Source organism: Haloarcula sp. H-GB5, assembly GCF_054850705.1.
The window spans coordinates 661,713-687,845 of record NZ_JBTWBG010000002.1 but is presented as its reverse complement, the minus strand read 5'-3'; the positions used below and the strand labels follow the sequence as shown (position 1 = coordinate 687,845).

The 26,133-nt window shown below is 64.6% G+C and carries 20 protein-coding genes; 13 read left to right on the top strand and 7 right to left on the bottom strand.

Annotated elements, in window-relative coordinates:
* Positions 1-23 precede the first annotated feature (23 nt).
* Both lysA and ACYJ11_RS11475 read left to right on the top strand, forming a co-directional pair.
* Positions 24-1,259 (top strand): diaminopimelate decarboxylase, encoded by a 1,236-nt coding sequence (gene lysA, locus ACYJ11_RS11480; RefSeq protein ID WP_461647867.1) that lies wholly within the window; start codon positions 24-26, stop codon positions 1,257-1,259.
* Positions 1,259-2,386 carry a M20 family metallopeptidase gene (locus ACYJ11_RS11475; RefSeq protein ID WP_461647866.1) on the top strand — a complete coding sequence of 376 codons (1,128 nt, stop codon included), beginning with the start codon at positions 1,259-1,261 and terminating at the stop codon, positions 2,384-2,386. Before lysA ends, ACYJ11_RS11475 begins: the two co-directional genes overlap by 1 nt.
* Before the next feature lie 16 nt (positions 2,387-2,402).
* Here the strand turns inward: ACYJ11_RS11475 and ACYJ11_RS11470 are convergent, their stop codons facing one another.
* The 5 genes from ACYJ11_RS11470 to ACYJ11_RS11450 form a co-directional block, all read right to left on the bottom strand.
* On the bottom strand, positions 2,403-3,047 hold the full coding sequence (locus ACYJ11_RS11470) for a phosphoribosyltransferase (protein ID WP_461647865.1): 645 nt from the start codon (positions 3,045-3,047) through the stop codon (positions 2,403-2,405).
* A 92-nt stretch (positions 3,048-3,139) separates the two neighbouring features.
* Complete coding sequence (locus tag ACYJ11_RS11465; protein WP_461647864.1) at positions 3,140-4,447, bottom strand: MFS transporter; 1,308 nt, start codon at positions 4,445-4,447, stop codon at positions 3,140-3,142.
* A gap of 93 nt (positions 4,448-4,540) precedes the next feature.
* Positions 4,541-5,923, bottom strand: coding sequence for an adenylosuccinate lyase (purB, locus tag ACYJ11_RS11460; protein WP_461647863.1), 1,383 nt, complete (start codon positions 5,921-5,923; stop codon positions 4,541-4,543).
* Between the two features lie 129 nt (positions 5,924-6,052).
* On the bottom strand, positions 6,053-7,120 hold the full coding sequence (locus ACYJ11_RS11455) for a zinc-dependent alcohol dehydrogenase family protein (protein WP_188980439.1): 1,068 nt from the start codon (positions 7,118-7,120) through the stop codon (positions 6,053-6,055).
* Between the two features lie 248 nt (positions 7,121-7,368).
* Positions 7,369-7,923: a hypothetical protein gene (locus ACYJ11_RS11450; RefSeq protein WP_461647862.1), complete on the bottom strand. Its 555-nt coding sequence runs from the start codon at positions 7,921-7,923 to the stop codon at positions 7,369-7,371.
* A gap of 145 nt (positions 7,924-8,068) precedes the next feature.
* On the opposite strand from ACYJ11_RS11450, the gene purH reads away from it, so the two are divergent.
* The 8 genes from purH (at position 8,069) to ACYJ11_RS11410 (ending at position 17,401) form a co-directional block, all read left to right on the top strand.
* A complete protein-coding gene (gene purH / locus ACYJ11_RS11445) occupies positions 8,069-9,649 on the top strand; it encodes a bifunctional phosphoribosylaminoimidazolecarboxamide formyltransferase/IMP cyclohydrolase (protein ID WP_461647861.1) in 1,581 nt (526 codons plus the stop codon).
* Positions 9,650-9,800: 151 nt separating this feature from the next.
* Positions 9,801-10,787: a formate/nitrite transporter family protein gene (locus tag ACYJ11_RS11440; protein ID WP_005535412.1), complete on the top strand. Its 987-nt coding sequence runs from the start codon at positions 9,801-9,803 to the stop codon at positions 10,785-10,787.
* A 36-nt stretch (positions 10,788-10,823) separates the two neighbouring features.
* Positions 10,824-11,363 carry a hypothetical protein gene (locus ACYJ11_RS11435; protein ID WP_461647860.1) on the top strand — a complete coding sequence of 180 codons (540 nt, stop codon included), beginning with the start codon at positions 10,824-10,826 and terminating at the stop codon, positions 11,361-11,363.
* 42 nt (positions 11,364-11,405) lie between these two features.
* The gene (locus tag ACYJ11_RS11430) at positions 11,406-12,122 is read left to right on the top strand and encodes a hypothetical protein (protein ID WP_461647859.1); all 717 of its coding nucleotides are present in this window, start codon (positions 11,406-11,408) and stop codon (positions 12,120-12,122) included.
* 152 nt (positions 12,123-12,274) lie between these two features.
* Positions 12,275-12,433: a hypothetical protein gene (locus tag ACYJ11_RS11425; RefSeq protein ID WP_461647858.1), complete on the top strand. Its 159-nt coding sequence runs from the start codon at positions 12,275-12,277 to the stop codon at positions 12,431-12,433.
* 171 nt (positions 12,434-12,604) lie between these two features.
* Complete coding sequence (gene folP / locus ACYJ11_RS11420) at positions 12,605-15,046, top strand: dihydropteroate synthase (protein ID WP_461647857.1); 2,442 nt, start codon at positions 12,605-12,607, stop codon at positions 15,044-15,046.
* A gap of 136 nt (positions 15,047-15,182) precedes the next feature.
* Complete coding sequence (locus ACYJ11_RS11415; RefSeq protein WP_461647856.1) at positions 15,183-16,676, top strand: globin-coupled sensor protein; 1,494 nt, start codon at positions 15,183-15,185, stop codon at positions 16,674-16,676.
* Between the two features lie 116 nt (positions 16,677-16,792).
* Entirely contained in the window at positions 16,793-17,401 is a 609-nt protein-coding gene (locus ACYJ11_RS11410; RefSeq protein ID WP_461647855.1) for a class I SAM-dependent methyltransferase, read from the top strand.
* 12 nt (positions 17,402-17,413) lie between these two features.
* Here ACYJ11_RS11410 and ACYJ11_RS11405 read toward each other — a convergent pair whose 3' ends face one another.
* Positions 17,414-19,279: a DEAD/DEAH box helicase gene (locus tag ACYJ11_RS11405; protein WP_461647854.1), complete on the bottom strand. Its 1,866-nt coding sequence runs from the start codon at positions 19,277-19,279 to the stop codon at positions 17,414-17,416.
* Between the two features lie 102 nt (positions 19,280-19,381).
* Between ACYJ11_RS11405 and ACYJ11_RS11400 the strand changes: the two genes are divergently transcribed.
* On the top strand, positions 19,382-21,121 hold the full coding sequence (locus ACYJ11_RS11400; RefSeq protein WP_461647853.1) for a Na+/H+ antiporter NhaC family protein: 1,740 nt from the start codon (positions 19,382-19,384) through the stop codon (positions 21,119-21,121).
* Between the two features lie 48 nt (positions 21,122-21,169).
* On the opposite strand, the gene ACYJ11_RS11395 is transcribed toward ACYJ11_RS11400, so the two are convergent.
* On the bottom strand, positions 21,170-22,228 hold the full coding sequence (locus ACYJ11_RS11395; protein ID WP_461647852.1) for a glycosyltransferase: 1,059 nt from the start codon (positions 22,226-22,228) through the stop codon (positions 21,170-21,172).
* 131 nt (positions 22,229-22,359) lie between these two features.
* Here ACYJ11_RS11395 and ACYJ11_RS11390 point away from each other — a divergent pair, with 131 nt between their 5' ends.
* Complete coding sequence (locus tag ACYJ11_RS11390; protein WP_461647851.1) at positions 22,360-24,150, top strand: DUF2339 domain-containing protein; 1,791 nt, start codon at positions 22,360-22,362, stop codon at positions 24,148-24,150.
* A gap of 66 nt (positions 24,151-24,216) precedes the next feature.
* The gene (locus tag ACYJ11_RS11385) at positions 24,217-26,028 is read left to right on the top strand and encodes a S9 family peptidase (protein WP_461647850.1); all 1,812 of its coding nucleotides are present in this window, start codon (positions 24,217-24,219) and stop codon (positions 26,026-26,028) included.
* Positions 26,029-26,133 lie beyond the last annotated feature (105 nt).

Genomic DNA, 26,133 nt, shown 5'->3' with positions numbered 1-26,133 from the left:
CCGCCGACACCGTGGTATCCCCAATGAGCCACGACTCGCCGCCGGTCCGTCGCCTCACGGACTGGGACCACGAGCGTCTGGAGGCGATGGCTGCCGAGCACGGCACGCCGCTGTACGTCGTCGACCTCGACCGTGTCGCCGAGAACTACGAGCGGTTCGCCGCGGCGTTTCCCGACGCCCACGTCATGTACGCTGCGAAGGCCCACACCGGTCAGGCTGTCCTCTCGAAACTGCTTGAGACAGGCGCTGACATCGAGTGTGCCGCCTGGGGAGAACTCCAGCGGGCTATCGACGCCGGCGCGGACCCGAACACGCTCCAGTACACGGCGGTCAATCCGCCGGACCGCGACCTCGACCGTGCCGTCGAGCTGGCCGCCGAGAATCCCGGGCTGACGATTACAGGGGGTGCGCGGGACACCTTCGACCGCCTCGAAGAGCGAGGCTACGACGGCCGGGTCGCCATCCGCATCAACCCCGGCATCGGGACAGGCCACCACGAAAAGGTCGCCACCGGCAAGGACGCCAAGTTCGGCATCCCCTACGACGAGGTGCCCGAAGTCGCGGCTGACGTGCGCGAGCGGTTCGACCTTGTCGGCCTGCACGCCCACGCCGGCAGCGGCGTCCTTCACGACGACCTCGACGACCACTGTCGGGCAATCGGGAAAGTCGCCGACATGGGCCGGGAGGTCATCGCCGACGGCGCGGAACTGGACTTTATCGACTTCGGCGGCGGCTTCGGCGTGCCGTACCGGGAGGATGTCGAGCCACTGGAGATGGAGGTCGTCGGCGAAAAGGTCCGCGAGGCGGTCGGGGACCTCGACGCGCAGGTCAAACTCGAACCCGGCCGGTACGTCGTCGCCGACGCCGAGTGTATCCTCACGGAGGTCAACACGGTCAAAGAGACGCCGGCGGCGACCGTCGTCGGCGTCGACGCCTCGCTGGCGACGCTCATTCGACCAGCGATGTTCGGCTCCTACCACCCGATTCGGAACGTCACCGCGCCGGAACGGGAGGCCGAACCAGTGTCCGTGGGCGGCCCCTGCTGTACGAGCGCCGACGTGTTCTGTACCGACCGACCCATCGCGCGACCCGAGCGGACCGACCTGCTCGCTATCGGCAACGCTGGCGCGTACGGCTACGAGCTAGCTAACCAGTTCCACTCTCAGCCCCGCCCTGCCGAAATCGCTTTCGAGGCCGGCGAGACGCGAGTCGTCAGGGAGCGCGAGACGCTGGCAGATGTGACCCGCATGGAGCAGTAATGGCGTTCGACATCCCCTCGTTCCACCGGCGAGCCGTCGAAACGCCGTCACACGAGCGCGTCGACGAGATGCGCTCGCTACTGGTCGACACACTCGAAGACGCCGGCGAGTACCCGGAGATAGACGACCTCGGAAACATCGTCGTCTCGCGGGGCGATCCCAACGGGACCCACATCCTCCTCAACACGCACATCGACACCGTGCCGCCACATCTGCCCTACGAGCGGCGGACGGAGCCACCGGGGCTGGACGAGACTGTCGACGGTACCGGCGGCGACGGGGACGGCGATATCGTCTGTGGCCGCGGGGCCTGTGACGCGAAAGGGCCGCTCGCGGCGCTCCTCGATGCGTTCCTCACCGTGACGCCGGACGACGGACAGGTCACACTGGCGATTTCTACCGACGAGGAGACGACACAGACCGGTGGCGCACACCTTGCGGACACCATCGACGCCGACGGCTACATCGTCGGCGAGCCGACTGGCCTCGACGTGTGTACGGCCGCCCGCGGCCAGTTCGAGGGCACTGTCACCATCCACGGCGAGAGCGCCCACGCCGCCGACCCCGGCAGCGGTCACAACGCGATTCGGGCCGCCGCACCGATACTGCAGGCGATGGAATCATATGACGACAAGAAAGGGCCGGACGAACACGAGACGCTTGGCCACCCCATTCTCACCCCCTCGATGGTGGAGGGCGGCGAGGCGACCAATCAGGTCCCGGCGGCGTGTACCATCACGTTCGACCGGCGGAGCGTCCCGCCAGAGACGAGCGAGTCCTTCTGTGCTGACCTGCAAGCCCACCTCGAACAGTGGCTCCCGGAATCGATGGGCCTCACCGTGGACCTCATCCGCCCGGATACGCCGTTTCCTGAGGCGTTCGCGACCGACACCGATGCGGAACTGGTTCGGACACTCCAAGAAGCGAGCGGCGGCGCTGTCCGGCAGTTCGGGGCTGCGACGGAAGCCTCGTATTTCGCAACCAACGGGCCGACTGTGGTGTTCGGCCCCGGTGATCTGAGCGACGAAATGGGTGCTGTCGCGCACTCGAAACGCGAGTACGTCCGCCTTTCTGAAGTTCGAACCGCCGCGCGTGCCGTTCGGGAGACGGTCGAGCGGCTGGTCTAAGGCATAAAATAACGATCTAGGCTGACCGCTGTTGGACGAGATCCGAGAGCGCTGTCGTCGCGTCTTCGTCTGTCACACTGTCGAACTCCTCGTAGTAGTCCGAAGTGGCCTGAAACGCTGCCGGTTTCAGCGGGACGACGACGTCGTCGGCCCATCGCTGCACCTCCTCAAGCACGTCCGGCGGTGCGACAGGGGCAGCGGCGATGACCTCGTTCGCACCTGCCTTCCGGAGGCGCTGGATTGCGACGCGCATCGCCGCACCCGTCGGAATCCCGTCATCGACCAGCAACACCCGTTTGCCGGCCACATCGAGTGGCCCCCACGTCTCGCCGTAGTCGACCGCTCGCGACTCGACGGTGTCGCTCGCGTACGTCTTCGCCTCCTGAATGTACTCCCAGTTCACGTCCAGAAACCGCATCATCGGGCTGTTGATCCACGAGAAGCCCCCCGGCGCGACAGCTCCGATAGTCAGGTCCGGGTGGTTCGGCGCACGTATACGCTGTATGACGATGACATCCATCGGGAGCCCGGTCGCGTCAGCGACCACGTTGCCGACGGGGACGCCGTTCGGTGCAAGCGTGACGACGATATCGCCGACGACATCCCGCCGGCGCAGCGCAGCTACAAGCTGTTGCGCCGCATCCGAGCGGTCTGTGAACATACCACATTATATGGGATCGTGCATCCTAATCATTCCGGTTAGCGGTGTCTGTGGCTGGTGGCCGGCCAGGCGGTCGAGTGGAGTCCTCGCGCTCAGTCCTGCGGTGCCGGCTGGTCCGACCCCTGCCCGAGGTCCAGCGTCTCCTCGACCTGCGAGTACGTCAGAACGAGTCCGACGAACGCGAGCGCGGCACCGGCAGTGAAGGGCGTACTGAACGACCCGAAGTTGTACAGCAGGCCCGACGCCAGTGGCCCGATAGCGACGCCGAGGCCGAACGCCATCGTCAGGACAGACAGCGTCGTTCCGGACCCGCGCGCGCCGGCCAGATCACCGGCCAGTGCGAGTGACGGGGCGAACACGAGCGCGACGGCGATCCCTTGAACGAATCGGGCCAAAAGCATGAGCCACGGGCCTGTCACGATCCCCTGTGCGAACACCGACGGGACGAGGATGACGAATCCGCCGACGATGAACGGCCGCCGGCCGAACCGATCACTCGCTCGACCGATGGGCACCTGAAAGACGACGTTCGCGATGACAACGGCGGCGAACTGAACACTGAAGAACAGCGTCGACTCGTCCAGCCGCATCCGGACCGGTCCTTCGAGCGTGGCAAACAGCGCGATAGTGGACGCCATCATGAACGTCCCGACGCCGAGGACAAACACCGAGTCCAGCCCCTCACCATCCCGGTCCAGAATCGCTATCGAGAGGTCTTTTCCGGCCTCCGCCTCGAACGGCGGGTCCTGAATCAGGGCCCACACGAGGGCAAGGCTCACAACAGCGCCTAGCACGGCGACAGCGAAGGCGGCGGTGAAGCCCGATATCGCAGTGCCGGCGACCCGGTAGGTCACCACGTCGTTCGCGCTGAGTCCGCCGGTGATGACGACGCCGGCGATAATCGGTCCGAAGCCGAAGCCGATGAGCCGGAAAGTGTTGAACACGCCGAAATTCCCACCGCGTTCGGCGTCGCTTGCGGCGTAATCGTTGACCAGCGCGACTGTCGCCGGAATCGTGAATGCCGCACCGATCCCCTGGAACGCCCGCGCGGCGAGTACCGTCCAGTACGAGGAGAGGAACGGGTAGGCCGCGCTCCCGATAGCGAACAGCACCAGTCCGATGAGGACGAATATCCGCCGCCGCCCGGTCCGGTCCGAGAGCCGCCCAGTGAAGGGCTGACCGAAGCTGTTCAGCAGGCCGAACAGGGAGAGTACCAGGCCGATCAGCGTCTCCGTCTGGAGCGTGAACCCCAGTATCTGTTGGCCGGCGATACCGGCGAGTGAAACCTGTCCACTGGCGATGTACAGGGGGAGCACGATGATGAGAAACGAGTTGCCCAGCGCGTCCGCCATCCGGGCGAACGCCAGCGTCAGAACCCGTGAGTCAGTGCCGAGAACCATCTATTGCTGACGAAGGCGGCCACACTCGTGATAGTTGCGTTCGCCGTGGGGGTGCGTGTCGACGCGAAAACGGTGTCCGCCAGACAGCGCTCCTCAACTGTCGTCGGCCTGCTGCTCCGCGATGCCCGTGTAGTCGGTCGGCGTCAGCGCTTCCAGTTCGGCCCGGACCTCGTCGCTCACGTCGAGGTCGGCGAACATCTCGTGGAAGTCCTCGATTGTGACCTCGCGGCCCCGTGTGGCTTTTTTCACCTGCTCGTACGCGTCGGCGTACCCCTCGCGCCGGAGGATCGTCTGGACGGCTTCGCCGATGATCTCCGGCGTCGCGGCGAGGTCATCGGCCATTACCTGCTCGTTGGGGACGACCTTCGCCAGCCCGTTCTGGCACTTGCTGTAGCCGATGAGACAGTGGGCGAAAGCGGCCCCGATGTTGCGCTTGACCGTCGAGTCAGAGAGGTCCCGCTGGAGCCGGGAGTTCGTGACGTAGTCGCCGAGGAAGCGAAGATCGGAGTTGGCCTTCGAGAGGTTCCCCTCGCTGTTCTCGAAGTCGATGGGGTTGACCTTGTGGGGCATTGTCGAGGACCCAGTCTCGCCCTCGACAGCTTCTTGACCGAGGTAGCGGTCCGAGACGTACAGCCACACGTCGAGGTCGAGGTCAAGCAAGATGTTGTTCGCGCCCCGGAGCGCGTCGAACAGGACCGCAAGGTCGTCACAGGGATTGACCTGCGTCGTCAGCGGTTCGTGGTTCAGGCCGAGGTCGTTGACGAAGGACTCGGCGAACGTCGGCCAGTCCACGCCGGGGTAGGCGGCGACGTGGGCCGCGTAGGTTCCCGACGCACCGGCGAGCTTTCCGGAGAGGTCCTCGGTGGCCCGTTCCACGCGACCGATGGCCTGGCCCAGCCGCGAGGCGTAGACGGCCATCTCCTTGCCGAACGTCGTCGGCGTCGCGGGCTGGCCGTGGGTGCGAGCGAGCATCGGCACGTCGGCGTAGGTGTGGGCCATCTCGACCAGCGTATCCCGAATCTCGCGGAGTTCGGGTACCTGCACCTCCTCGGCGGCGGGCTTGACCAGCAGCCGCTGGGCGAGGTTGTTCACGTCCTCGCTGGTCAGCCCGAAGTGAATCCAGTTGTCGGCGTCGAGGTCATCGGGCATCCCCAGCCGGATGAAGTACTCGATGGCCTTCACGTCGTGATTGGTCGCCGAATACTCCCCGTACCCTTCAGTTTCGAGTTGCTTGACGACGCTCGCGTCCTCGTCGTCGAACGCCTCGTACAGCGCCCGGAGTGTCGCGCGCTGGTCGTCGTTGATCGACAGCGGCGTGGCGTCGAGGTCGGCGAGCGCGATCAGGTATTCGACTTCCACTTCGACGCGGGCGCGCATCAGCGCCCGCTCGCTGGCGTACGGGACGAGCGGTTCGGTGTAGCGGGCGTATCGGCCGTCGAGCGGCGAAACGGCGGCCAGTGGCCCTCTCTCTGTCATACCCGAGTGTGCGCGGGAGGCGCGAAAAAGCGTGTCGTTCTCCCCCAATCGCGGCGTGGTGCGGCAGCGACGCGTGGCGTGACGGCGGGAAGGTGCGTCGGGGTTCGGGTAAAAAAGGAGGCCGCGCCGTCAGTTGCTGAACTCGTTGCAGACCGGGATACCGACCGTGTTGTAGTCGCTCATCGCGGCCAGTTCGTCGGGCACTTGATGGATGTCGACCGTGTCTTCGACCAGCGCCGTCGGGTCGAGTTTGCTCGACTCCACCATGTCCAGCATTTCGCTGTACCGCGACGGCTGGAGGCCGAGCGACCCTTTGAAGTCGATTTCTTTGGCGACGAACTCGTCGGTCGGGAGCGAAACCATCCCTTCCTCCTCGCTGGTGGTCAGTCCGATCTGGACGTGCGTGCCGCCCTTACGCAGTGAATTTACCGCGTTCTGGCAGGTCGTCGCGATACCGAGGGCGTCTGCTGACACGTCGGCCCCGCCGTCAGTGATATCTCTGACCGCCTTGGCGGGGTCGTCAACCTCCTGTGCGTTGACGGTGGCGACAGCGCCGAGGTCCTCCGCACGGTCCAGTTTCTCGTCCATCAGGTCGACCCCAATGACGTTGCCGCCGAGGGCGTTCGCGATGTGAACCGCCGAAAGCCCGATGCCACCGCAGCCGTGGATAACCACGTCGTCGCCGGCACTGACCGGTGCCCGGTGGGCCATCGCGTGGAACGAGGTCATGAACCGACAGCCCATGCCGGCGGCCGACTCGGCGTCGATACCGTCCGGGAGCGGAACAGCGTTGAGGTCGGCGTTGGGAATGTGGACTTCCTCGGCGAACGCACCTGGTGCCTGGTTCATGAACCCGAGGCCGATGTGGTTCTCACAGATGTTCTCGCGTCCGTTCCGACAGAGATCACAGTTCCCACAGGCGAAGTTGAACGGAATTGCGACCTCCTGACCCTCCTCGACGTTTTCGACGTCCTCACCGACAGAGACGATTCGGCCTGTCGGCTCGTGGCCGAGGACGTGTGGCGGGTCGGGCCGGTAGCCGAACCAGTCCCAGTCCCCCTGCCAGCAGTGCCAGTCGGACCGACAGATCCCACAGCCGATGACCTCGGCGACGGCACCGTCCGGCTCCGGCTCGGGGCGTTCGACATCCTGTACTGTTAGTGGTTCCTGAAACTCTTCTAGTAGTACTGCCTGCATTACAGTATTAACATTGAATATCTTACTAATGAATATTATGGTTTTCAAGCTACAATATATATGTCGCCGAGAGGTGGCCATACCCTCATTTTGAGGGGTGGTAGTTCTTACAAGATACGTTCAGACTACTTCCAAATATCCATCCACAGTTGCCAAATCCGTCGAAGCCTGTCAGAGATACTCATAACCATCTCCATCGAAGTGCCTTCGAAAGGGAGTGAAGAGATGGCCTCGCTGACGGGCAATCTTCAGGTCAGCCAGCCGTAGTCGGCCTCGGCGTCGCCGAAGCGGCCGTCCGGCGGGTCGAAGCGGTAGAGATCCTGTCCAAGTGCAGCCCACGCGAGGCCATAAACAGTCGCCGTCGCTGGCTGGATCCCGAACCCGAGAAACGCAATGGTCCCGGCTCCCAGCAACACGCCCAGCCACGGCGGCTGGATACGTGTCCTGACGAGGCCAGCGGCGACCAGCAGTGACCCGCTGACCAGCACGAGCACGCCGATTCCGATGACTGCCTCGCCGCCGCCGTTGAGGAGGCGAACCAGTTGCCCGACTGCGAAGACGAGACCACCGAGGCCGCCGGCCCACGCGCCGATGGTCCCCGGTCGCTTCATCCGTGCACCGTAGAAATCCTCGATGGCATAATGGCCGGCTACGACACCGAGTGCGGAGGCGATGGTTCCGGCTATGATGGGCAGGCTCGTGGCTGTCTGGCCGGTCGCGGACAGCGCCGCGGCCCAGCCGATCCAGATGATACCGCCAACGGCAGCGACCGCGCCAGCGCGCTGACACCGAAGCTTCGCCATACGGGCGAGTTGGTGGCGGGCTACAAATGTACACCGGACCGATAGACGCCGACACCACGGACATAAATAGTGTGTCTCGGTCACATACGACAGGGTGCCCGGGGGTTTCGCAACAACTTTGCACGGTCCGGTCGGTCAGTCCCACATGAAACTCGCCGGTATGGCCAGCAACCGCGGCCGAAATCTCATGAACATCGCGGACCGCGCCCCGGGCGGGGCAGAGTTCGCGGTCGTTCTGACTAACGACGCAGATGCACCGGTACTCGAAGCAGCCGCCGAACGCGGCATCCCAACCGAAGTCGTCGAGCGCGGCGCGGACGAGTCGCGCGAGTCCCACGAGGAGCGCGTTCTCGACGCGCTCTCGGAGTACGACTTCGATCTCGTCACGCTGGACGGCTACATGCGCGTCCTCAGCGAGACGTTCTTGGACGAGACACCGACCGCGCTGAACATCCACCCGAGTCTCCTGCCCAACTTCGCCGGGGCGAACGCCCACGAGCAGGTCCTTGAGGCCGGCGTGAAGGTGACGGGCTGTACCGTCCATGTCCTCGATGAGAGCGTCGACGGCGGCCCTATCGTCACGCAGGAACCCATCCCCGTCTTCGAGGACGACGACGAGGATAGCCTCAAGGAGCGCGTGCTCTACGAGGGTGAGTTCACCGCCTACCCGCGGGTCATCGAGTGGTTTGCCGAAGACCGCGTCACCATCGACTGGGACGAAGGCACGGTCTCGGTGGATGGCGACGACGGCGGCGACTTCCCCGCCCGTCGCATCGTCTCGGACGACCTCGCGTCGAACCTCCGCTACGGGGAGAACCCGCATCAGGACGCCGCGCTGTACACCGACACGACCGTCTCGGAGGCCAGCGTCGTCCACGCCGACCAGCTCAACGAGGGCGCGAAGGCGCTGTCGTACAACAACTACAACGACGCCGACGGCGCACTTAACCTCATCAAGGAGTTCGAGGAGCCGGCCGCCGCGGTCATCAAACACACTAACCCGGCCGGCTGTGCGACTGCTGACACCGTGGCTGACGCCTACGAGAAGGCGCTGTCGACGGACCCGATGAGCGCCTTTGGCGGCATCGTCGCGCTGAACCGCGAATGTGACGCCGCCACCGCCGAGCAGATCATCGACTCCTTCAAGGAAGTCGTCGTCGCGCCCGGCTACACTGACGCGGCGCTCGACGTGCTGTTCGAGAAGGACAACCTCCGGGTGCTGGACGTGAACGAGAACTTCGAGGTCACAGATAGCCTGACCGAGAAGCCCCTCGTCGGGGGGAGACTCGTGCAGGAGCGGGACACCCAGCACCTCTCGGCTGACGACCTCGAAGTCGTCACCGAACGCGAGCCGACCGACGAGCAGATCGAGTCGCTGCTGTTCGCCTGGCACACGCTCAAACACGTCAAGTCCAACGGTATCCTCTTCGCCAAGGGAACGGAGACGGTCGGTATCGGGATGGGGCAAGTGTCCCGAGTCGACGCCGTCCGACTGGCCGCGATGAAAGCCGACGAACACGCCGAGGGGAAGGACGCCGAAGGCGCGGTGATGGCCTCGGACGCCTTCTTCCCGTTCCCGGACGGCATCGAGGAGGCCGCCGACGCCGGCATCGAGGCTGTCATCCAACCTGGCGGCTCGAAGAACGACGAGAGCGTCATCGAGGCCGCGGACGAACACGATATGGCGATGGTGTTCACTGGGCAGCGGTCGTTCAGACACGACTGAGCAGTACCGAGGAAGTGGCTGAACCTCGATAGTCGAGTGCAGCGAGTCTATCGGTGGTTCAGACATGACTGACGGCGGACTTTTTACGGCTTCGCCGGGCTGATCGTCGGCAACGAAAGAGGTTTGCTACCAGCTATTGAACCGGGTTTCGATGGCAGACAACAACGACAGGGAGGAAGCCGTCCGCGATGCCGTGGACGTCTCTCGAAGCGGTGCCCCAGCGGGTGGGAGCGTCATCCGTGACCGGTTCTCCGCCGACGAGATATTCCAGCGTATCATCGTGGCGGCTGACGAGGAGGTGACATCCGGGACCCGGGAGCTGTTTTTCAGCGGACTCGCCGGCGGGTTCGCTATCACAGTGACGTTCCTGCTGTACGCGTCGCTGTACGGCACGACCGGCGGCGACCCAATACTGAGCGCGCTGCTGTACCCACTCGGGTTTATTTTCATCATTCTCGGGGATTACCAGCTCTACACCGAGAACACGCTCCCGCCGGTCGCGCTCGTCCTCGAACGGCTGTCGAGCATCCCGTCGATGCTTCGCATCTGGGGCGTCGTCCTGGTTTCGAACGTATTCGGCGGGATGCTCGGCGCGCTCGCACTGGCGACGACCGACGTTCTTTCCGACGACGCGGCGGCCGCCGCCGCCGGCTTCGCACAGAAAGCTATCGCAACGTCACAGCTAACGCTGTTCTCGAAGGCGGTGTTCGCCGGCCTCATCGTTGCCGGCGTCGTCTGGGTCGACTACTCGTTGCGGGACAGTATCTCTCGGCTTATGTTGATCTACATCGCCTTTCTGGCGATCCCGTTTGGGAACCTCTATCACGTCGTCGTCTCCGCGACGGAGATGTTCTACCTGGTGTTCATCGGCGAACTGGCGCTGTCTGTCGGCCTCTGGCAGTTCGTTCTGCCAGTACTTCTCGGCAATTCCGTCGGCGGCGTCGTCCTCGTGACCGTCGTCAACTACTTCCATACGACCGAACGACGGCTCGAAACAGCGCGGGATCAGGGTTCCAAGCGCCAGCTTACCATCCGGGAGTGGATCTGGGGCGGGTGGTCCGCTTCGGGTCGCTCGTACGTGCCGGCGACCGACGAAATTCCCCGGAGCGAGCCGGAGTCGCGAGAAGAAGAACCCTGACACAAACCATTTCAACGCCCTCCGGCTATCGTTGGTGTGAACTGGGTGAGAGATAACCGGCTGCTACTTCTGTTTGCCGCCGTCGTTCTGACGACGCTGGGGACTGTCGGGCTGGGAATCGTCGGTGTCGTCGCAACAGTCGGGGCGCTTCTCGGTGGCGGCGCGGTCATCCAGACCTTCGCCGGGTTCCTGCTTGGCACATTGTTGCTCGTGGGCGTCGACATCGTCTTCTCGGTCGCGCTGGTCCGTGCGCTGGCCCGACGGGCGTCGGTACCGAAGAGCCAGCGCGTCGCTGGTGGGCTCGACCGTCTGGAATCCGTCGTGCCACTGCTGGCATCGCTCGGCCTCTCGGACGTGTTCGCACCGCCGGAGCCGACAATCGAGGAGCGACACGAGGCGTTGACGCGCCGGTACGTCGAGGGAGAACTCTCCGAAGCCGAGTACGAGCGGGAACTGCGGGCGCTTCTCGGCGAAGAAGAGGCCCCGGAGACTGAACTACAGGACGTCGCCGATATCGAGACTGAGCTGTCGCGGACCACGACAACCGACACCGAGTACGAACCGGCCCGCGAATAGTACTGAGCGGGTTTTACATACTCGCCCGACAACAGGTCAGATATGGACACACCCACGTTTCTCGAAGTCGAGGTGGAACGGGACGCCGTCGCCTCGGTGCTTGACGCTGTTCCCGGCGTCACTGTTGTCGACGACGCCACTGCTGTCCCCGCATCTGGACCAGCAGGGCCGGCTGCAACGGAGGATTCCGGTCCCGGTCTCACGGACCGTCTCGGGTCACTGTGGCGGCAGTGGGGGCTGCTCGGCACTGGGCTGTCGCTGATCGCGCTCGGCGCGGCGACAGCCGGACTCTGGTGGTACCGCCGTCGCAACGCTGCCGAAACTGATGTCGGTAGCACCGACGAGGACACGTCGGAATGGGCCACGGAACGTCCAAGCGAGACGCCACCGCCGGCTGAGCCGAGCGTCGACACGCCGTCGCCGACCAACACAGAGTTCGAGCCGCCAGCAGCGGTAGAAGAGACCGAGGACACGCCGACTCCAGAGGCGGAGGAAACTGCGCTGGCCGGAGAAATGCCACAAAGTGAATCCGGGTACCGACAGCAGGACAGCAGTGGAGACACCGAACCGGCCGGCGTTGCCGGGTCGGCGACCGAGACGGACACTCTGGAGCAAGCGGAGCCGGAGCCAACTGAGACGGACGCAGACGAGCGTCCGGGGGCGAAGATCGACCCGGCACCGCTGCTGGGTGCCGCGTTCCTGATTCTGTCGAGCGCGCTCGGTCGGTGGGCCACGCGTGACCGGAGCGACCAGGCGTAGTTGTCACCGGTAGTGGCGATAGGTAACAGTAGTTGCCAATATAGTTTCTTTATTCAGCTGTAGAGGTGAAATGCCCGCTCAGTGAGCCTGCAGACTGAACGACTGATAAAATGAACCGAAACACCTGTCAGATATGAATAAAACACTATCGTATGACCGAGACTGCCGTCAGACAGAAGGACATTATGGTTATGATTATCGGCCTCCAGCTCAGTATCATCGGAGCCGCTATTGACGAATTAATTTTTCTCCTCGCTGTTGGCCCACTGTTCACCTTCGCAGTGTACACGAACGAACTTAGGCGGAGATGATAGATTTTGCACCTGCACTGACCGATACAGCCATTTCAGTTTCAGAGGGGTAGCTGAATACAGAAACCGGATTACCAACTACTGGTAAGGAAACGGGCGTTCGGGGCGTCTTCACGCCGGAGACACGCAACAGTCCGACAGGCTAAAGCGAACGGCTCCGATAGCCCGACCATGGAGTTCCACGAGGCCGCGAACTTCCTCTTCGAGTTGCGCCGGTTCGCCTCGCGACCCGGTACTGATGCCACGCAGGACCTGCTATCGTCGCTCGGTGACCCACAGGAGGGGCTTCGCTGCGTTCAGATTGCGGGGTCCAACGGAAAAGGGTCCACTGCGCGGATGGTCGAAAGAACGCTGCGGGAAGCCGGCCTCGATGTCGGGCTGTACACCTCGCCGCATCTCGACGACGTGCGCGAGCGGATCCGTATCAACGGCCGGAAGCTCTCCGAGGCCGCCCTCGTCGAGTTCGTCGAATCGGTCCGGACATACGTGACCGAACAGGGCGCGGCCAACGACTCGCCCACCTTCTTCGAGACGATGACCGCGATGGCGCTGTGGGAGTTCGACCGTCAGGACGTCGATGTCGCGGTGCTGGAAGTCGGTATCGGCGGCCGGTACGACGCCACGAGCGTCGTCGACCCGGTCGCCAGCGCTGTCACGTCCGTGACGCTCGAACACACCCACATCCTCGGCGACACTGTCGAAGAAATCGCCCACGACAAGGCCCACGTCGCCCCCGAGGACGCGCCGCTGGTGACCGGGACGACTGGCGACGCGCTGGCCACCGTCCGTGAGGTCGCCGACAGCGTTGTGACTGTCGGCGAGGACGACGCCGACGTGACGGCCACGTACGACGGTCGCGAGGGGTTGGAGGGGTCAGTCTCAGTCGACGGTCCCGACTGGAGCGTCGATACCCACCTCCCGCTGCTTGGTGCACATCAGGCACAGAACGCCGGCATCGCGGCCACGCTGTGTCGGCAGGTCGCGGACGTCTCACAGACAGCCCTCGAACGCGGTCTGCGAAACGCCCACTGGCCCGGTCGGTTCGAGGTGATGAACGAGTCGCCGCTGGTCGTCCTCGACGGAGCGCACAACCCCGGAAGCATCGAGCGCACCGCCGAAACGCTGTCGTCGTTCGACTACGACGACCTCCACGTCGTTATCGGCGCGATGGTGGACAAGGATCACGAACGTATCGCCGCGGCGCTGCCGGACCCAGACCACGTCGTCGCTTGCCGGCCGAACGTCGACCGGGCGGAGTCCCACCACGTCGTCGCGACCGCGGTGGAGAACGCGACCGACGCGATGGTCGAGACGCGCAGCGACGTTGCAGGGGCACTCGATCTCGCCCTCGACGCCGCGGATTCCGGCGATGCGGTCCTCGTGGTGGGGTCGCTGTATGCCGTACGAGAGGCCCGGACCAACTGGTCGCGCTCGCTGGTCCCCAAACAGGTCGACTCGCTGGCCGAGGCCCGCGAGGCTATCGAGAGCGCCCACGTCACCGCAGCCGGGACCCAGCGGATGCGGGGGAAGGGCGTCCACCGCGTCCTGCACACCCGCGTCCAGCCGCGACAGGCACAGTACCTCAAGGAGGAACTGCTGTCACTGGGCGGCGAATGTGCGATTTCCGGCTTGAGCGGTCAGGACGAGGAATCACTCGATGTGGTCATGATGGCGACGATGGCCCAGTACAGGCGGCTTGCCGGGAAACTCGACGGCCAGTCCTACGGGCTCGCGTCGTTCGCCGACGAACTACGGGCGGCGCTGTCTATCCAGCAGCCAGCGCCCGATACGACGGCAACGTATCCCTGGGACGACGGGACGGCCGTGATGGGCATCTGTAACATCACCCCGGACTCCTTCCACGACGGCGGCGAGTACAACGCCACAGAGGACGCCGTCGCCCGCGCCGAGCGGATGGTCGAGGCCGGTGCGGACATCCTCGACATCGGCGGGGAGTCGACCCGTCCCGGTGCCGAGCCGGTTCCGGTTGAGGAGGAGATCGACCGCGTGGTGCCGGTTATCGAGGCGCTCTCGGAGCTGGACGTCGCCATCTCCGTCGATACGCGGAAGGCCCCTGTTGCGCGAGCAGCGCTCGATGCCGGTGCAGACATCCTGAACGACGTGTCCGGGCTCGAAGACCCGGAGATGCGCCTCGTCGCCGCTGAGTACGACGTGCCGGTGGTCGTGATGCACTCCATCGAGACGCCAGTCGACCCGGACAGCGATATCCACTACGACGACGTGGTCGAGGACTGCATCGACCAGTTGACCGAGCGCGTCCTGCTCGCGGAGAAGGCCGGGCTCGACCGCGACCAGATTATCGTCGATCCAGGCATCGGCTTCGGGAAATCGCCCACAGAAGATTTCGAACTACTCGACCGCCTCCCGGAGTTCGAGGCACTCGGCTGCCCTATTCTGGTCGGGCACTCCCACAAGTCGCTGTTCGGGCTTGTCGGGCAGGAGGCGGGCGACTGTCTGGAGGCGACCATCGCCGGAACGACGCTAGCGGCCGAGCGGGGGGCTGACATCGTTCGTGTCCACGACGTCCCAGAGAACGTTGCCGCCGTTCGCGTCGCCGAGGCAGCCCGCGATCCACAGAAGTTCGAGGACTGATTCTGACTGCTAAACAGGCGGCCGGATAATCGCCAGACGTGACCGACAACCCAAATATTTGGCCACCATTTTTATATTTCTCAATGGTGAGAATCAGGGGCGAACATATAACCCCTATGTCGGTTGACTCTTCTCCATGGCATTCCAGAGCGAGAGTACGGGCTCTCGGAAACGTATCACTAAATCTGATAGGTCTGGCGTCGACGGCGGGACACTGACCGATCGTATCGGACTGGACGCTGGGGAGATACGCTGGCGGAAGGATTTTACTGGATTTGACGAGTCTGACGCCGACAATCTCACCGCGATGGCAGATGAGACGAACGCCCGGGCGGAATCTGTCGTCGACGACTTCTACGATCACCTCCAGTCGTTCGACGAGACTGTCGAGATTTTTGGGCGGTCCACCAAGTCAGTCGACCAGCTCAAAAACACACAGTCGCAGTACCTCCGGGACCTCGTCACCGGGACCTACGACAAACAGTACTTCGAGAACCGGGCCCGTATCGGGAAGATTCACGATATGCTCGACCTCGGCCCGAAGATCTATCTCGGGGCCTACACCATCTATTTCGAACACTTCTTGCGGACCATCGTCGAAGACCTGCAATCGGGCGACGCTGCCCGGGACGAGGCCCTCGAAGAAATGCAGTCGCGGGCGCTGTCAGTGTTCAAACTGCTCAACCTCGACCAGCAGGTCGCGATGGACACTTACATCGACTCGTACAGCCAGCGTCTGGAATCGGCAATCGATGACCAGCAGACGCTGATGCAGGAAGTCGAAAGCGGACTGCAGGAGCCTATCGACGAACTGAGCACCTCCGCCGAGGAGGTCGCCCAGACGAACAAGCAGATCAACGCCGCCGCCGAGAGTCAGTCCGAGTCGATGGACGAAGTGGCGGGCGAGGTCGCGGATATGAGCGCGACAATCGAAGAGATTGCCTCGACCGCCGAGGAAGTCGCGAGTACCAGCACATCGGCCGAGCAGAAAGCTGAGCGCGGGAACGAAGCCGCACAGCAGGCCGCGGCCATGATGAACGATGTCGACGACGCCGTCGATACGGTGTCGGCTGACATCGCGGGCTTACAGGAGCAGGCCGACGAGATCGACGACATCGTCGAAGTGATAAACGACATCGCGGACCAGACCAACATGCTCGCGCTGAACGCCTCCATCGAGGCTGCCCGCGCCGGGGAAGCGGGCGACGGGTTCGCCGTCGTCGCCGACGAAATCAAAACGCTCGCCGGGGACTCACAGGAACACGCGAACCAGATCGAGGACACCGTCACGGAGATTCAGGACGAGACCGTCGACGCCGTCGAGAGCCTCGAAACTGTGACCGAGCAGGTGACGGAGGGTATCGACCAGGTCGAGACGGCAGCCGAACGACTTGAAGAGATCGTCTCGGCGGTCAACGAGGCATCACAGGGCATTCAGGAGGTGTCCGCAGCGACCGACGACCAGGCGGCGTCGACAGAAGAAGTCGCCAGCATGGTCGACGAACTGTCGAATGGCATCGACGAGATGTCGGCACAGCTTGACGACCTCGCAGCGACGAATGAGAAGCAGACGGAGAAGATTCAGGACGTGGCAGAGACCGCGCGGCGACTCGACACAGATTCGACGTAACTTCGATTATACGCCGGAAGTTCAATCGCCGGCCAGCCGTGTATGCGAGGGTACCCGGAGTGTCCCCGCTCACACACCACCCAAAGAGCTATTCCGGACAGTCGAGAGCACCGCGTATGAACCGACGCGACATCGTCCGCGAGGGCTACGACGATATCGCCGCGACCTACGCAGCCGAGCGTGACGGCGAGGGTCGCGAGCGCGGTCTGGTCGCGGGCCTCGCGGATCGGATGCCTGCCGAGAGTCGGGTCCTCGATGCCGGTTGTGGCGCTGGGACGCCTGCGATGGACGTTCTCGCAGCCGATCACACCGTCACGGGGCTGGATATCTCTCGTGAGCAGCTACAGATGGCAGGCGATCGGGTCTCCGGACCGTGGCTCTGTCAGGGAGAGCTGGCGGCGCTGCCGTTCCCGGCAGATACGTTCGATGCGGTCGTCTCACTGCACGCGGTCATCCACGTCCCGCGAGCGGAACACGCCGCTGTCTTCGCCGAGTTCGAGCGCGTGCTCGAACCGGGCGGTCGGCTACTGGCCGCGCTGGGCGACGAACAGTGGGAAGGCACCAACGAGGACTGGCTGGAGACCGGGACCGAGATGGCCTGGAGCTTCCACGGCCGCGAGCGCAATCGCGAGCTACTGACCGAGGCCGGCTTTTCGGTCACCGACGTCGAGACCGTCGACGACGAACTCGGTGGGGTGTTCGCGTTTTTCAGGGCGCGAGCGTAGCCTCTCGCCTGCTCACTCCGTCTTCGCCGGCGGCTCGACGGCCTCGGCTTCTGTCTCGGTCACACGGATGCCCTTCGAGGCGAGGTGGCGCATCTGCCGGCGGACGAAGTCCTCTTCCGTCGTCCCTCGCGTCGCAAGAATGACCATCCGGGCGTCACCGGCGGGGCGCATCGTCCGCCCGGCCCGCTGTGCGCCCTGCCGACGGGACCCACCCAGTCCGGAGGCGACGATAGCGAGTTCGGCATCCGGCAGGTCAATCCCCTCGTCGCCGACGCGGGAGACGACCAGCGTGTTCAGTTCGCCACGGCGGAACTCGTCAAACAGCTTCTCCCGGCGGGCGTGTGGCGTCTCGCCGCTGATAAACGGCGCATCGATGGCCTCGCTGATGGCCTCACCCTGGTCGAGATACTCGATGAACACCAGCGCCTTCGCGGCCGGGTTCTCGGCCAGCGCGTAGCGTATCTCGTCGATTTTCCCGGTGTTGCTGGCGGCGGCCTGCCGGCGGTCGTGGCCAGACGTAGAACTGTACTCGGACTGTTCCGTCTCGTTCCCCCACGGCACGAGACGGATTTCGACCTCCGGTTCGGCGACGTAGCCCTCGTCGAATAGTTTGCCCCAGTCCGTCCCGATGGGCGGGCCGATGAGCGTGAATATCTCCTCTTCGTCGTCGCTCTCTCTGGTCGGCGTGGCGGTCAGCCCCAGTCGATGTTTGGTCTGGAGGTCCGCGCTCCGGCGGTGAATCGGCGACGGGACGTGGTGGACCTCGTCGAAGACGATGAGGCCCCACTTGCGCTGGTCGAACAGCTTCCGGTGCCGGTCCATCCCCGCGGTCCGGTAAGTGGCGATTGTAACGGGGCGGATAGACTTCTCGCCGCCGTGGTACTCGCCGATATCGTCGTCAGTCAGCGAGGTGTGCCGGACCAGTTCGTCGTGCCACTGGGTCGCGAGTTCCCGCGAGGGGACGAGAATCAGCGTTTCGCCGCTGATAGCGGCCATCGCACCCATCGCGGCGACGGTCTTGCCAGACCCGGGCGGGCCGACGAACACGCCCGAGCCCTGTTCGGTGAACCGCTCGACCCAGTCCTGCTGGTAGTCCCGAAGGCGCAGGCGCAGATCCATCTCGATGGCGTCGCCCGTTTCGAGGTCGCGGTCGTCCCGGACCGGATAGCCTGCCTCGTACAGCGTGCGCTTGATTTCGGCGGTCGCGTCCTCGTTGACCCACGACTCCGAGTCAGAAATCGGGGCTCGGAGGTGGTCGTCGTCGAGTTTCGGCCGGGCGACGTTGCCCATCAGGTCGTCGCTGTCGGCTTCGAGCACGACGTACCCGTCCTCGTGGGTCTTGAGGCGGAACTTCCGGGCCCGTTCCCACTGGCTTGTCACCCACTCTTCGAGGTGGGGCGAGCGCTCGCCCAGCACGTCCCGCATCGTCGCTAGCAGGTCCTCCAGAGATTCGTGCGGTGCGGCCCAGATGTCCTCCTCACGGAGTTCGTACACGTAGCCGCCCGAGCGGTTGGTGTCCTGCAGGCGGGCGAACTGCGAGAGTTGCGCCCGCGTGAACTGGTCGGGGTGTTCGACGACGACCTCCCTGCGGTCGGGAAACAGGACCACACGCTCTCGGTCGGTTACCTCGGCGATGTCCGTCGGATACCATACAGACTCGACCTCGGACACGTCCTGGCGCTCGATGTCGCCGTCGTCGGCGAGACGCTCCAGTTCTGCCCGCGCCTCGTCGGGTGTCAGGTCCGTCTTTCGGGAGAACTCCGTCGCCGTCAGGTGCGGACGACCGACGGCGTCGATAGCGTCGTAGACGGCGTCGAGTTCGAGTTCCGTGGCGGGGTCCGAGTCGTCGTCTCGGTCGGCTGGCTCCTCAGCTGTCACTACTGCTTGGAGGGTGTCGACGCTCAAACGGGTTTCGTCTGGACACTCACTGAGGCGGTTGCGAATACATACCTTAATATAGCGCCACCTAGACCTGCCGGCATGGTTGAGGGAATCGCGGCTGGACCGTGGTCGATCGTTCCCGCGCTCGTCGCCATCGGTCTCGCCTGGTACACCCGGGACGCGCTTATCGGGCTGTTCGTAGGCATCGTCATCACAGGCATGCTGGTCGGCGCGTTACATCCTCAGGCTGTTGGGGTCCCGTCGGACCTGATCACCGCTGGCGGTGAAGTGGCAACTATCCAGCCGCAGGCCGAGGACGGCAGTCCTTGGACAGTCGGCGTCGGTGGCATCGTACTCGGCGGTATCTTCGGGCTGAAGCTCGTTCCGGAGATCATCGCCACGGCCCCGCTGTTCGGGGAATGGTACGTCAAGAACGTCCTGCTCGCCATCTTCGCCATCGGCGGGCTGATCGGACTGATGATCCGAGCCGGGGCGATCCAGGGCGTGCTGGAGGCGCTGGTGGCGCGAGCCGACTCCGCAGCAGATGCCGAGAAAGCCGCATTTCTGGCCGGTATCGCCATCCACATCGACGACTACTTCAACTGCCTCGTGGTCGGCTCGATGATGCGCCCGCTGACAGACAAGTTCGACGTGTCACGGGCCAAACTGGCCTACTACGTCGACTCGGCGGGGTCACCAGCGTCCCGGCTTGCGTTCTACTCGACGTGGGGCGCGGCGATGGTCGGCTTCATCGGGGGCGGCCTCGTCGAGGCACAGCAGCAGGGAACGCTCCCGGCCAGCATGACCAACTTCGTGAACACCGGCGGCGAGCAGGTCACCGCGGCGACCGGGGCCGTCTGGCCGCTGTTTTTCAACACGCTGTTTACCGGCTTCTATTCGTGGATCGCGCTCGGTCTCGCCGGTCTCGTCGCCTGGCAGGTCGTGCCAAACATCTACGGGATGGGAACCGAGGAGTCCCGAGCGAGAAACGAGGGGAAGGTCGTCGGCGACGATGCCGACCCGATGATTTCGGCGGAGATGGACGAGTACGAGGTGTCCGAAACCGCCACGCCGGACTGGCGGAACTTCGCCTGGCCCATTGTCACCATGATCGTCGTCGGCCTCGGTGCGATGTTCTGGCGGGCCAGCCCCGTCATCTACGTCAAGGGGAAGGAAGGGATGGGGGCCACGCTGCTCCAGCTCGGCAGTTGGCAGCTAATCACGCCGCCGAGCGGGCCGTGGGCATTCAACATCGGGGGCGTCCAGTTGGGTCTCGCCTCGTTCTCAGCACTCATCGTCGGCTTCCTGCTGTATCGCTGGAAGGGCGACATCCCGTCCAACGACGACGCGACCGATGCGATGATGGTCGGTTTCAAGGGCATCCTCCTCGCGGCTGTCATCCTGATGTTCGCCAGTTCCATCCAGAACGCGGTGACGATACTGGGTATCTCGTCGTTCGTGACGAACGTCTTCGGCGGCGTGCCGGCGTTCATCATCCCAGTCGGCGTCTTCCTCGTGACCTCCTTTGTCAGCTTCTCAGACGGGTCGTCGTGGTCGACCTACGGCATCATGTTCCCCATCGCGATCCCGCTGGCGTTCTCGACGGGCGCGAACCTCCCGCTCGTGCTCGGCGCGGTGTTCAGTGGCGGCATCTTCGGTGATCACACATCGCCGATCAGTGACACGACCGTGCTGGCGTCGTCGACCAGCGGGAGCGACCACATGGTCCACGTCAGGAGCCAGGCACCCTATGCCCTCATGGCGGCGGGTATCGCGGCCGTGCTGTTCCTCGTGTTCGGACTGGTGCTCCCCGAAGGGTTCCGCGTCATCCCGTACTGACGGGCGGCGATTTGTCCGCGTCGTCAGCGCGTCTGAGCGGCGTTCCGATTAGAAAAGACCGGTTTCCTCGATACGCGACTCGTAGAGGTCTTCGTACTCCGCCCGGACCTGTGCGTGGTCGAACTCGGCGCAGGACTCGTCGACGGTCCGGCGCTCGAAACCGGCCGATTCGGTGATTTTGTCGGCGATCTCCTGCGGGTTCGTCACCCGGAACGCGCGGTCGCGCTGTTCGATGAGTTCGTGGGCCGACGACTCTGCCTGGTACTCAACGATGCCGATACAGCCACAGGCCATCGCCCAGAGGAGGTCCGTGGCGAAGCACTCCCGGAACGCTGTCTGGACGAAGACGTGTGCACCCTTGTAAATCGAGACGCGCTCTTCGGTGTCGCACGCGCCGACGAAGGTCACGCGGTCGTCGATACGGAGGTCGGCCGCCTCCTGTTCGTAGTACTCCCGTTCCGGGCCGTCGCCGATGATCGTCGCCGACCAGCCTTTCTGTCTGAGTTCCGCCAGACCCAGCAGTAGCGACTCGACGTTCGCGCTGCCGTCCAGTCGGTGGGCGTACACCACGTCGATCTCCTCGTCGACATCGGCCTCTCTAACGAGGTCCATGTCGATGCTCTGTGGGAGTATCGCAGTCTGGTCCGCCGTCGCTCCCCGTTCGCGGACCCGCGTACGGACGAGTTCAGAGGGTGTGATGAGGCAGTCCGAGGCCCGGAGCGCGAGGTCGGCGCGGCGACTCTCGGGTACGTCCTCATCCCCGTACCACTCCGTGAGAAGCGGCGCTCGCGAAAGTGTTGCACCGGCCTTGGCCGCGAGCGCGACCGACGCCGGCGTCGGGTGGACGTGGACGACATCCGGTCGGAATCGTGCCAACATGAACGGGAGGCGGACACAGAACGAGGGTACGGTCGGCGAGACGGTGACGGCGCGGTACGTGATGCCGTCGCGCTCGCGCTGGTTGTCGAACCCTGGCCACCACTGCGAGCAAAACACGGTCACGTCGTGGCCGGCAGCGGCGAGTTCGGTAGCCACCCGCTCCAGCCGGGTCCGGCCCACTGTGTCCCGGTACTGACTCGTCTCCATGGCGACGACCGCGACACGCATACAGGGGCGACGACGTGGCCGCTCAAAAATCCACCCGTTCGCGGTTGACGGCGGTAGACGGCAGGTCAACGCTCCAGAACGCTGTCGTTTGGCTGGAGGTTTATTACAGCAACTCCGCAATGTGTCGGTGTATGAGCGATGAAGACGACCTCCGTGCGGAGGTACGGGAACTCCGCGCCGAGGTCGATGCCCTCCACACACGCATCGCCGCGCTTGAGTCGGAGCGAAACACCGACCCGCCTCCGTCCGCCAAGGACGAAGCTGCCAGTACCGCGGTCCGGTCGGACACGGCGGCCGCCGAATCGAGGTCCCCGAGCGATTCGGAGCCAGCACCGGAGACAGGCGAGGCAGCCGACGGCGAGGCCCCGCCAGACGAACGGAACTGGGAGCGCAACATCGGGATGAAGTGGCTCGGCGGGGTCGGCGGCCTCGCGCTGGTGGTCGGCGTCGTCTTTTTCATTCGACTGGCCATCGAGGCGGGCTACCTCGGCCCGCTCGGTCGTGTGCTCATCGGGACGGCAGGCGGTCTCGTACTGCTCGCTGGCGGTCGGTACGCTGCCGAACGACAGGGCTACGACCGATGGGGCCGACTCGTCGCGGGAACCGGCCTCGCAATTGCATATTTCAGTGTCTATGCGGCCTACGGCTTCGAGTCGTACCGGGCCGCCATCGGAGCGCCGCTGTTGGCGGTCCTGTTTGTCCTGACAGTTCTCGTGGCCGCCACCGCAGCTCTCTCGGTCCGGGACCACGCACCGGCTGTCGCTGGCGAGGCGTTCCTGCTGGGATACGTCACTGCCTACGTCGGACTCGACGCCGGTTCCTTCGTCGTCTCGCCGGCCTACGTCGTGCTTCTCACGGCCGGGCTCGTGACCATCGCCGCTGTCCGCCCGTGGAGCCGGCTCGTCCTCGGCAGCGTCCTCCCGGCCTACGTGCTCCACGTCGTCTGGACGAACAGGCTGGAGCCACCCGACACGGTCGCCGCCGTCGTCCTCGCCGCAACGTTCGCTGTCTACGCCGCTGGTGTGTACGTGCTCCGTGCGAGCGACCGAACGGACCGGTGGCACCGCCGACTGGTGGAAGCGACGACCGCGTCCAATGCCGTGTTCGCCGCGATCCTACTGGAAAGCGTCGGTCGTCGCCTTCTCCCGACGGCACCGGACGGGGTAGCTGTCGGCGCAGTCGGACTCGCCCTCGGCGGTATCTACGCCGTCACGGAGTCACGCCTGAGACAGCAAAACAGCGCCGCTGGGGTGCTTGCCGTCGTTCTACTCACCATCAGTGTCATCCTCGCGGCCGACCCGTTCGCCGAAACCGTCGGCCTCCTCGTCTTGCTCTGTGGGGCGCTGGCGCTCGGAACCAGTCGCGGTGCGGGAGCGGTTCGCATCGGCGGGCACCTCGTCGCTGTCGGAACCGTCGCCAAACTGCTCGCCGTGGACGCGACCAGATTACCGGCGTTCTCGCTTGCGGACCCGCTTGCGACCGTGACGGGACGGCCGGCCGCCTACCTGCTGGGAATCGCGGTTTTCTACGTGCTCGGTCGATGGTTTGGCGGCGCATCGACGACGGTACCCGGCATTGACCGCGAACTCCCAGTGGCCGCTCCGTACGCTTGGACTGCGACCGGACTCGGAGTGGTGCTTCTGGGACTGGAGCTTTCGGGAGCGAGCCTGTCGGTTGCCTGGGCAGTGCTGGGGCTCGCGTTCGTCGGGGTCGGCCTCGCGCTGGACGACCGTGGTCGCCGGCTTCAGGGCGTCGTCGTCCTCGGCCTGGTGACGACCAAGGTGTTCCTCTACGACACGCGGGGGCTCGATACGCTCGCTCGAACCCTTTCGTTCCTCGTGCTTGGCGGTATTCTGCTCGTTGCCTCGTACGCGTACGCCCGCTGGCAGGGCGAAAAGCCGCTCCAGCGACTGTCCGGCTAGTACCGCACTGATTCGACCACGCGGCCGCCACAAAGGGTTTTGGCCGTGCCTGCCCTCTCTCCCGTTGTGACCGCGTACGACCTCTCGCGCTATCTCAACGTCCGGAGCGCCTACGGTAGTTCGTTCGCGCCGGACGGGACGCTCGCTTTCCTGATGAACACGACCGGCGTCGCCCAGCTCTGGTCGCTCACCGAACCACAGGGCTGGCCCGAACAGTTGACGTTCTACGACGACACTGTGAGTTTCGTCGATTACTCGCCCGAGCGCCAGGAACTCGTCTTCGGCATGGACGAGGGCGGCAACGAGCGAGCGCAGCTATACCGGCTCGACGCGGACGGACACGTCCACGAACTCACCGGGATGCCCGACGCGAAACACCGCTGGGGCGGCTGGTCGCCCGACGGCGAGCGCTTCGCCTTCGCGTCGAACCGCCGCGACGAGGCCGTCTTCGACATCTACGTACAGGACCGCGACGTGACCGGTGACGACGCGGAACTGGTCTGGGAGGGCGATGGCTGGCTCTCGGTGGGCGGGTTCTCGCCCGACGGCGAGCGCCTGCTGGTCAGCGAAGCCCACTCCAGTTTCGATCAGGACATCTACGTGCTGGACATCGACAGCGGGGACCTCAGCCATCTCACGCCACATGAAGGGAAAGTCCGCTACACGAGCGCATCGTGGGGGCCGGAGGGCGATGCAGTGTATCTCGTCACCGACGGCGAAAGCGACACGCTCGAACTGGCTCGCCTCTCGCTCAGCGGCGACCTCGACATCGTCAGATCGGACGACCAGTGGAACATCGACGGCGTCGCGCTCGACAAAGACAGCGGCCGCCTCGTGTACTCGCGCAACGTCGACGGCTATAACGAACTTACCGTCGGCGAACTGACGGGGCCGACGACCATCGAGACATTCCCGACGCCGGACCTGCCGGGCGGGCTGGCCGGGGGCGTTTCGTGGGGACCCGATGCCGAGCGCTTCGCCGTCAGCGTCACTGGCCGGAGGGTCAACACCAACGTGTTCGTCGTTGAGGCCGAAACCGGGGAGAGCGAGCAGTGGACGGCCGCCTCGACGGCCGGCATCCCGCGTGAGACGTTCATCGAGCCAGACGTCGTCAGGTTCGACTCCTTCGACGGACGGGAGATTCCTGCGTTGTTCTCGCTGCCGGACGGTGCAGCTAACGAGAGCGGTGCTACCGGCGACACGCCCGTCATCGTCGACATCCACGGCGGCCCGGAGAGCCAGCGGCGCCCGTCGTTCTCGGGGCTGACCCAGTACTTCCTCTCGCGAGGCTACGCCGTCTTCGAGCCGAACGTCCGCGGGTCGACCGGCTACGGGAAGGCTTACACGCACCTCGACGACGTGGAAAAGCGGATGGACTCGGTGAAAGACCTCCGGGCCGGTGTCGACTGGCTCCACGACCACCCGGCCGTCGACCCCGACCGAATCGTGGCGATGGGCGGGTCCTACGGTGGCTTCATGGTGCTTGCGGCGCTGACCGAGTACCCGGAACTCTGGGCAGCCGGCGTCGATGTGGTCGGCATCGCCAACTTCGTGACGTTTCTGGAGAACACCGGCGACTGGCGGCGCGAACTCCGCGAGGCCGAGTACGGCTCGCTCGAAACGGACCGCGAGTTCCTCGAATCTATCTCACCTATCAACAACGTCGACCGTATCGACGCGCCGCTGTTCATCCTCCACGGAGCCAACGACCCGCGTGTCCCGGTCGGCGAGGCCGAGCAAATCGCCGAGCAAGCAACCGAGCAGGGAGTTCCCGTGGAGAAAATCGTTTTCGACGACGAAGGCCACGGTATCAGCAAACGGGAGAACCGCATCGAAGCGTACACCGCGGTCGTCGAGTTCCTCGACGAGCACGTCTGAGACATCCCCGAGTACTGTGGCGGACGTGGATTACAGGGATCACAGCCGGCGCATAGGGCGGTTTCAAACTATGAGAGCGTTCAGGCGGATTTATTATGCTGCCGA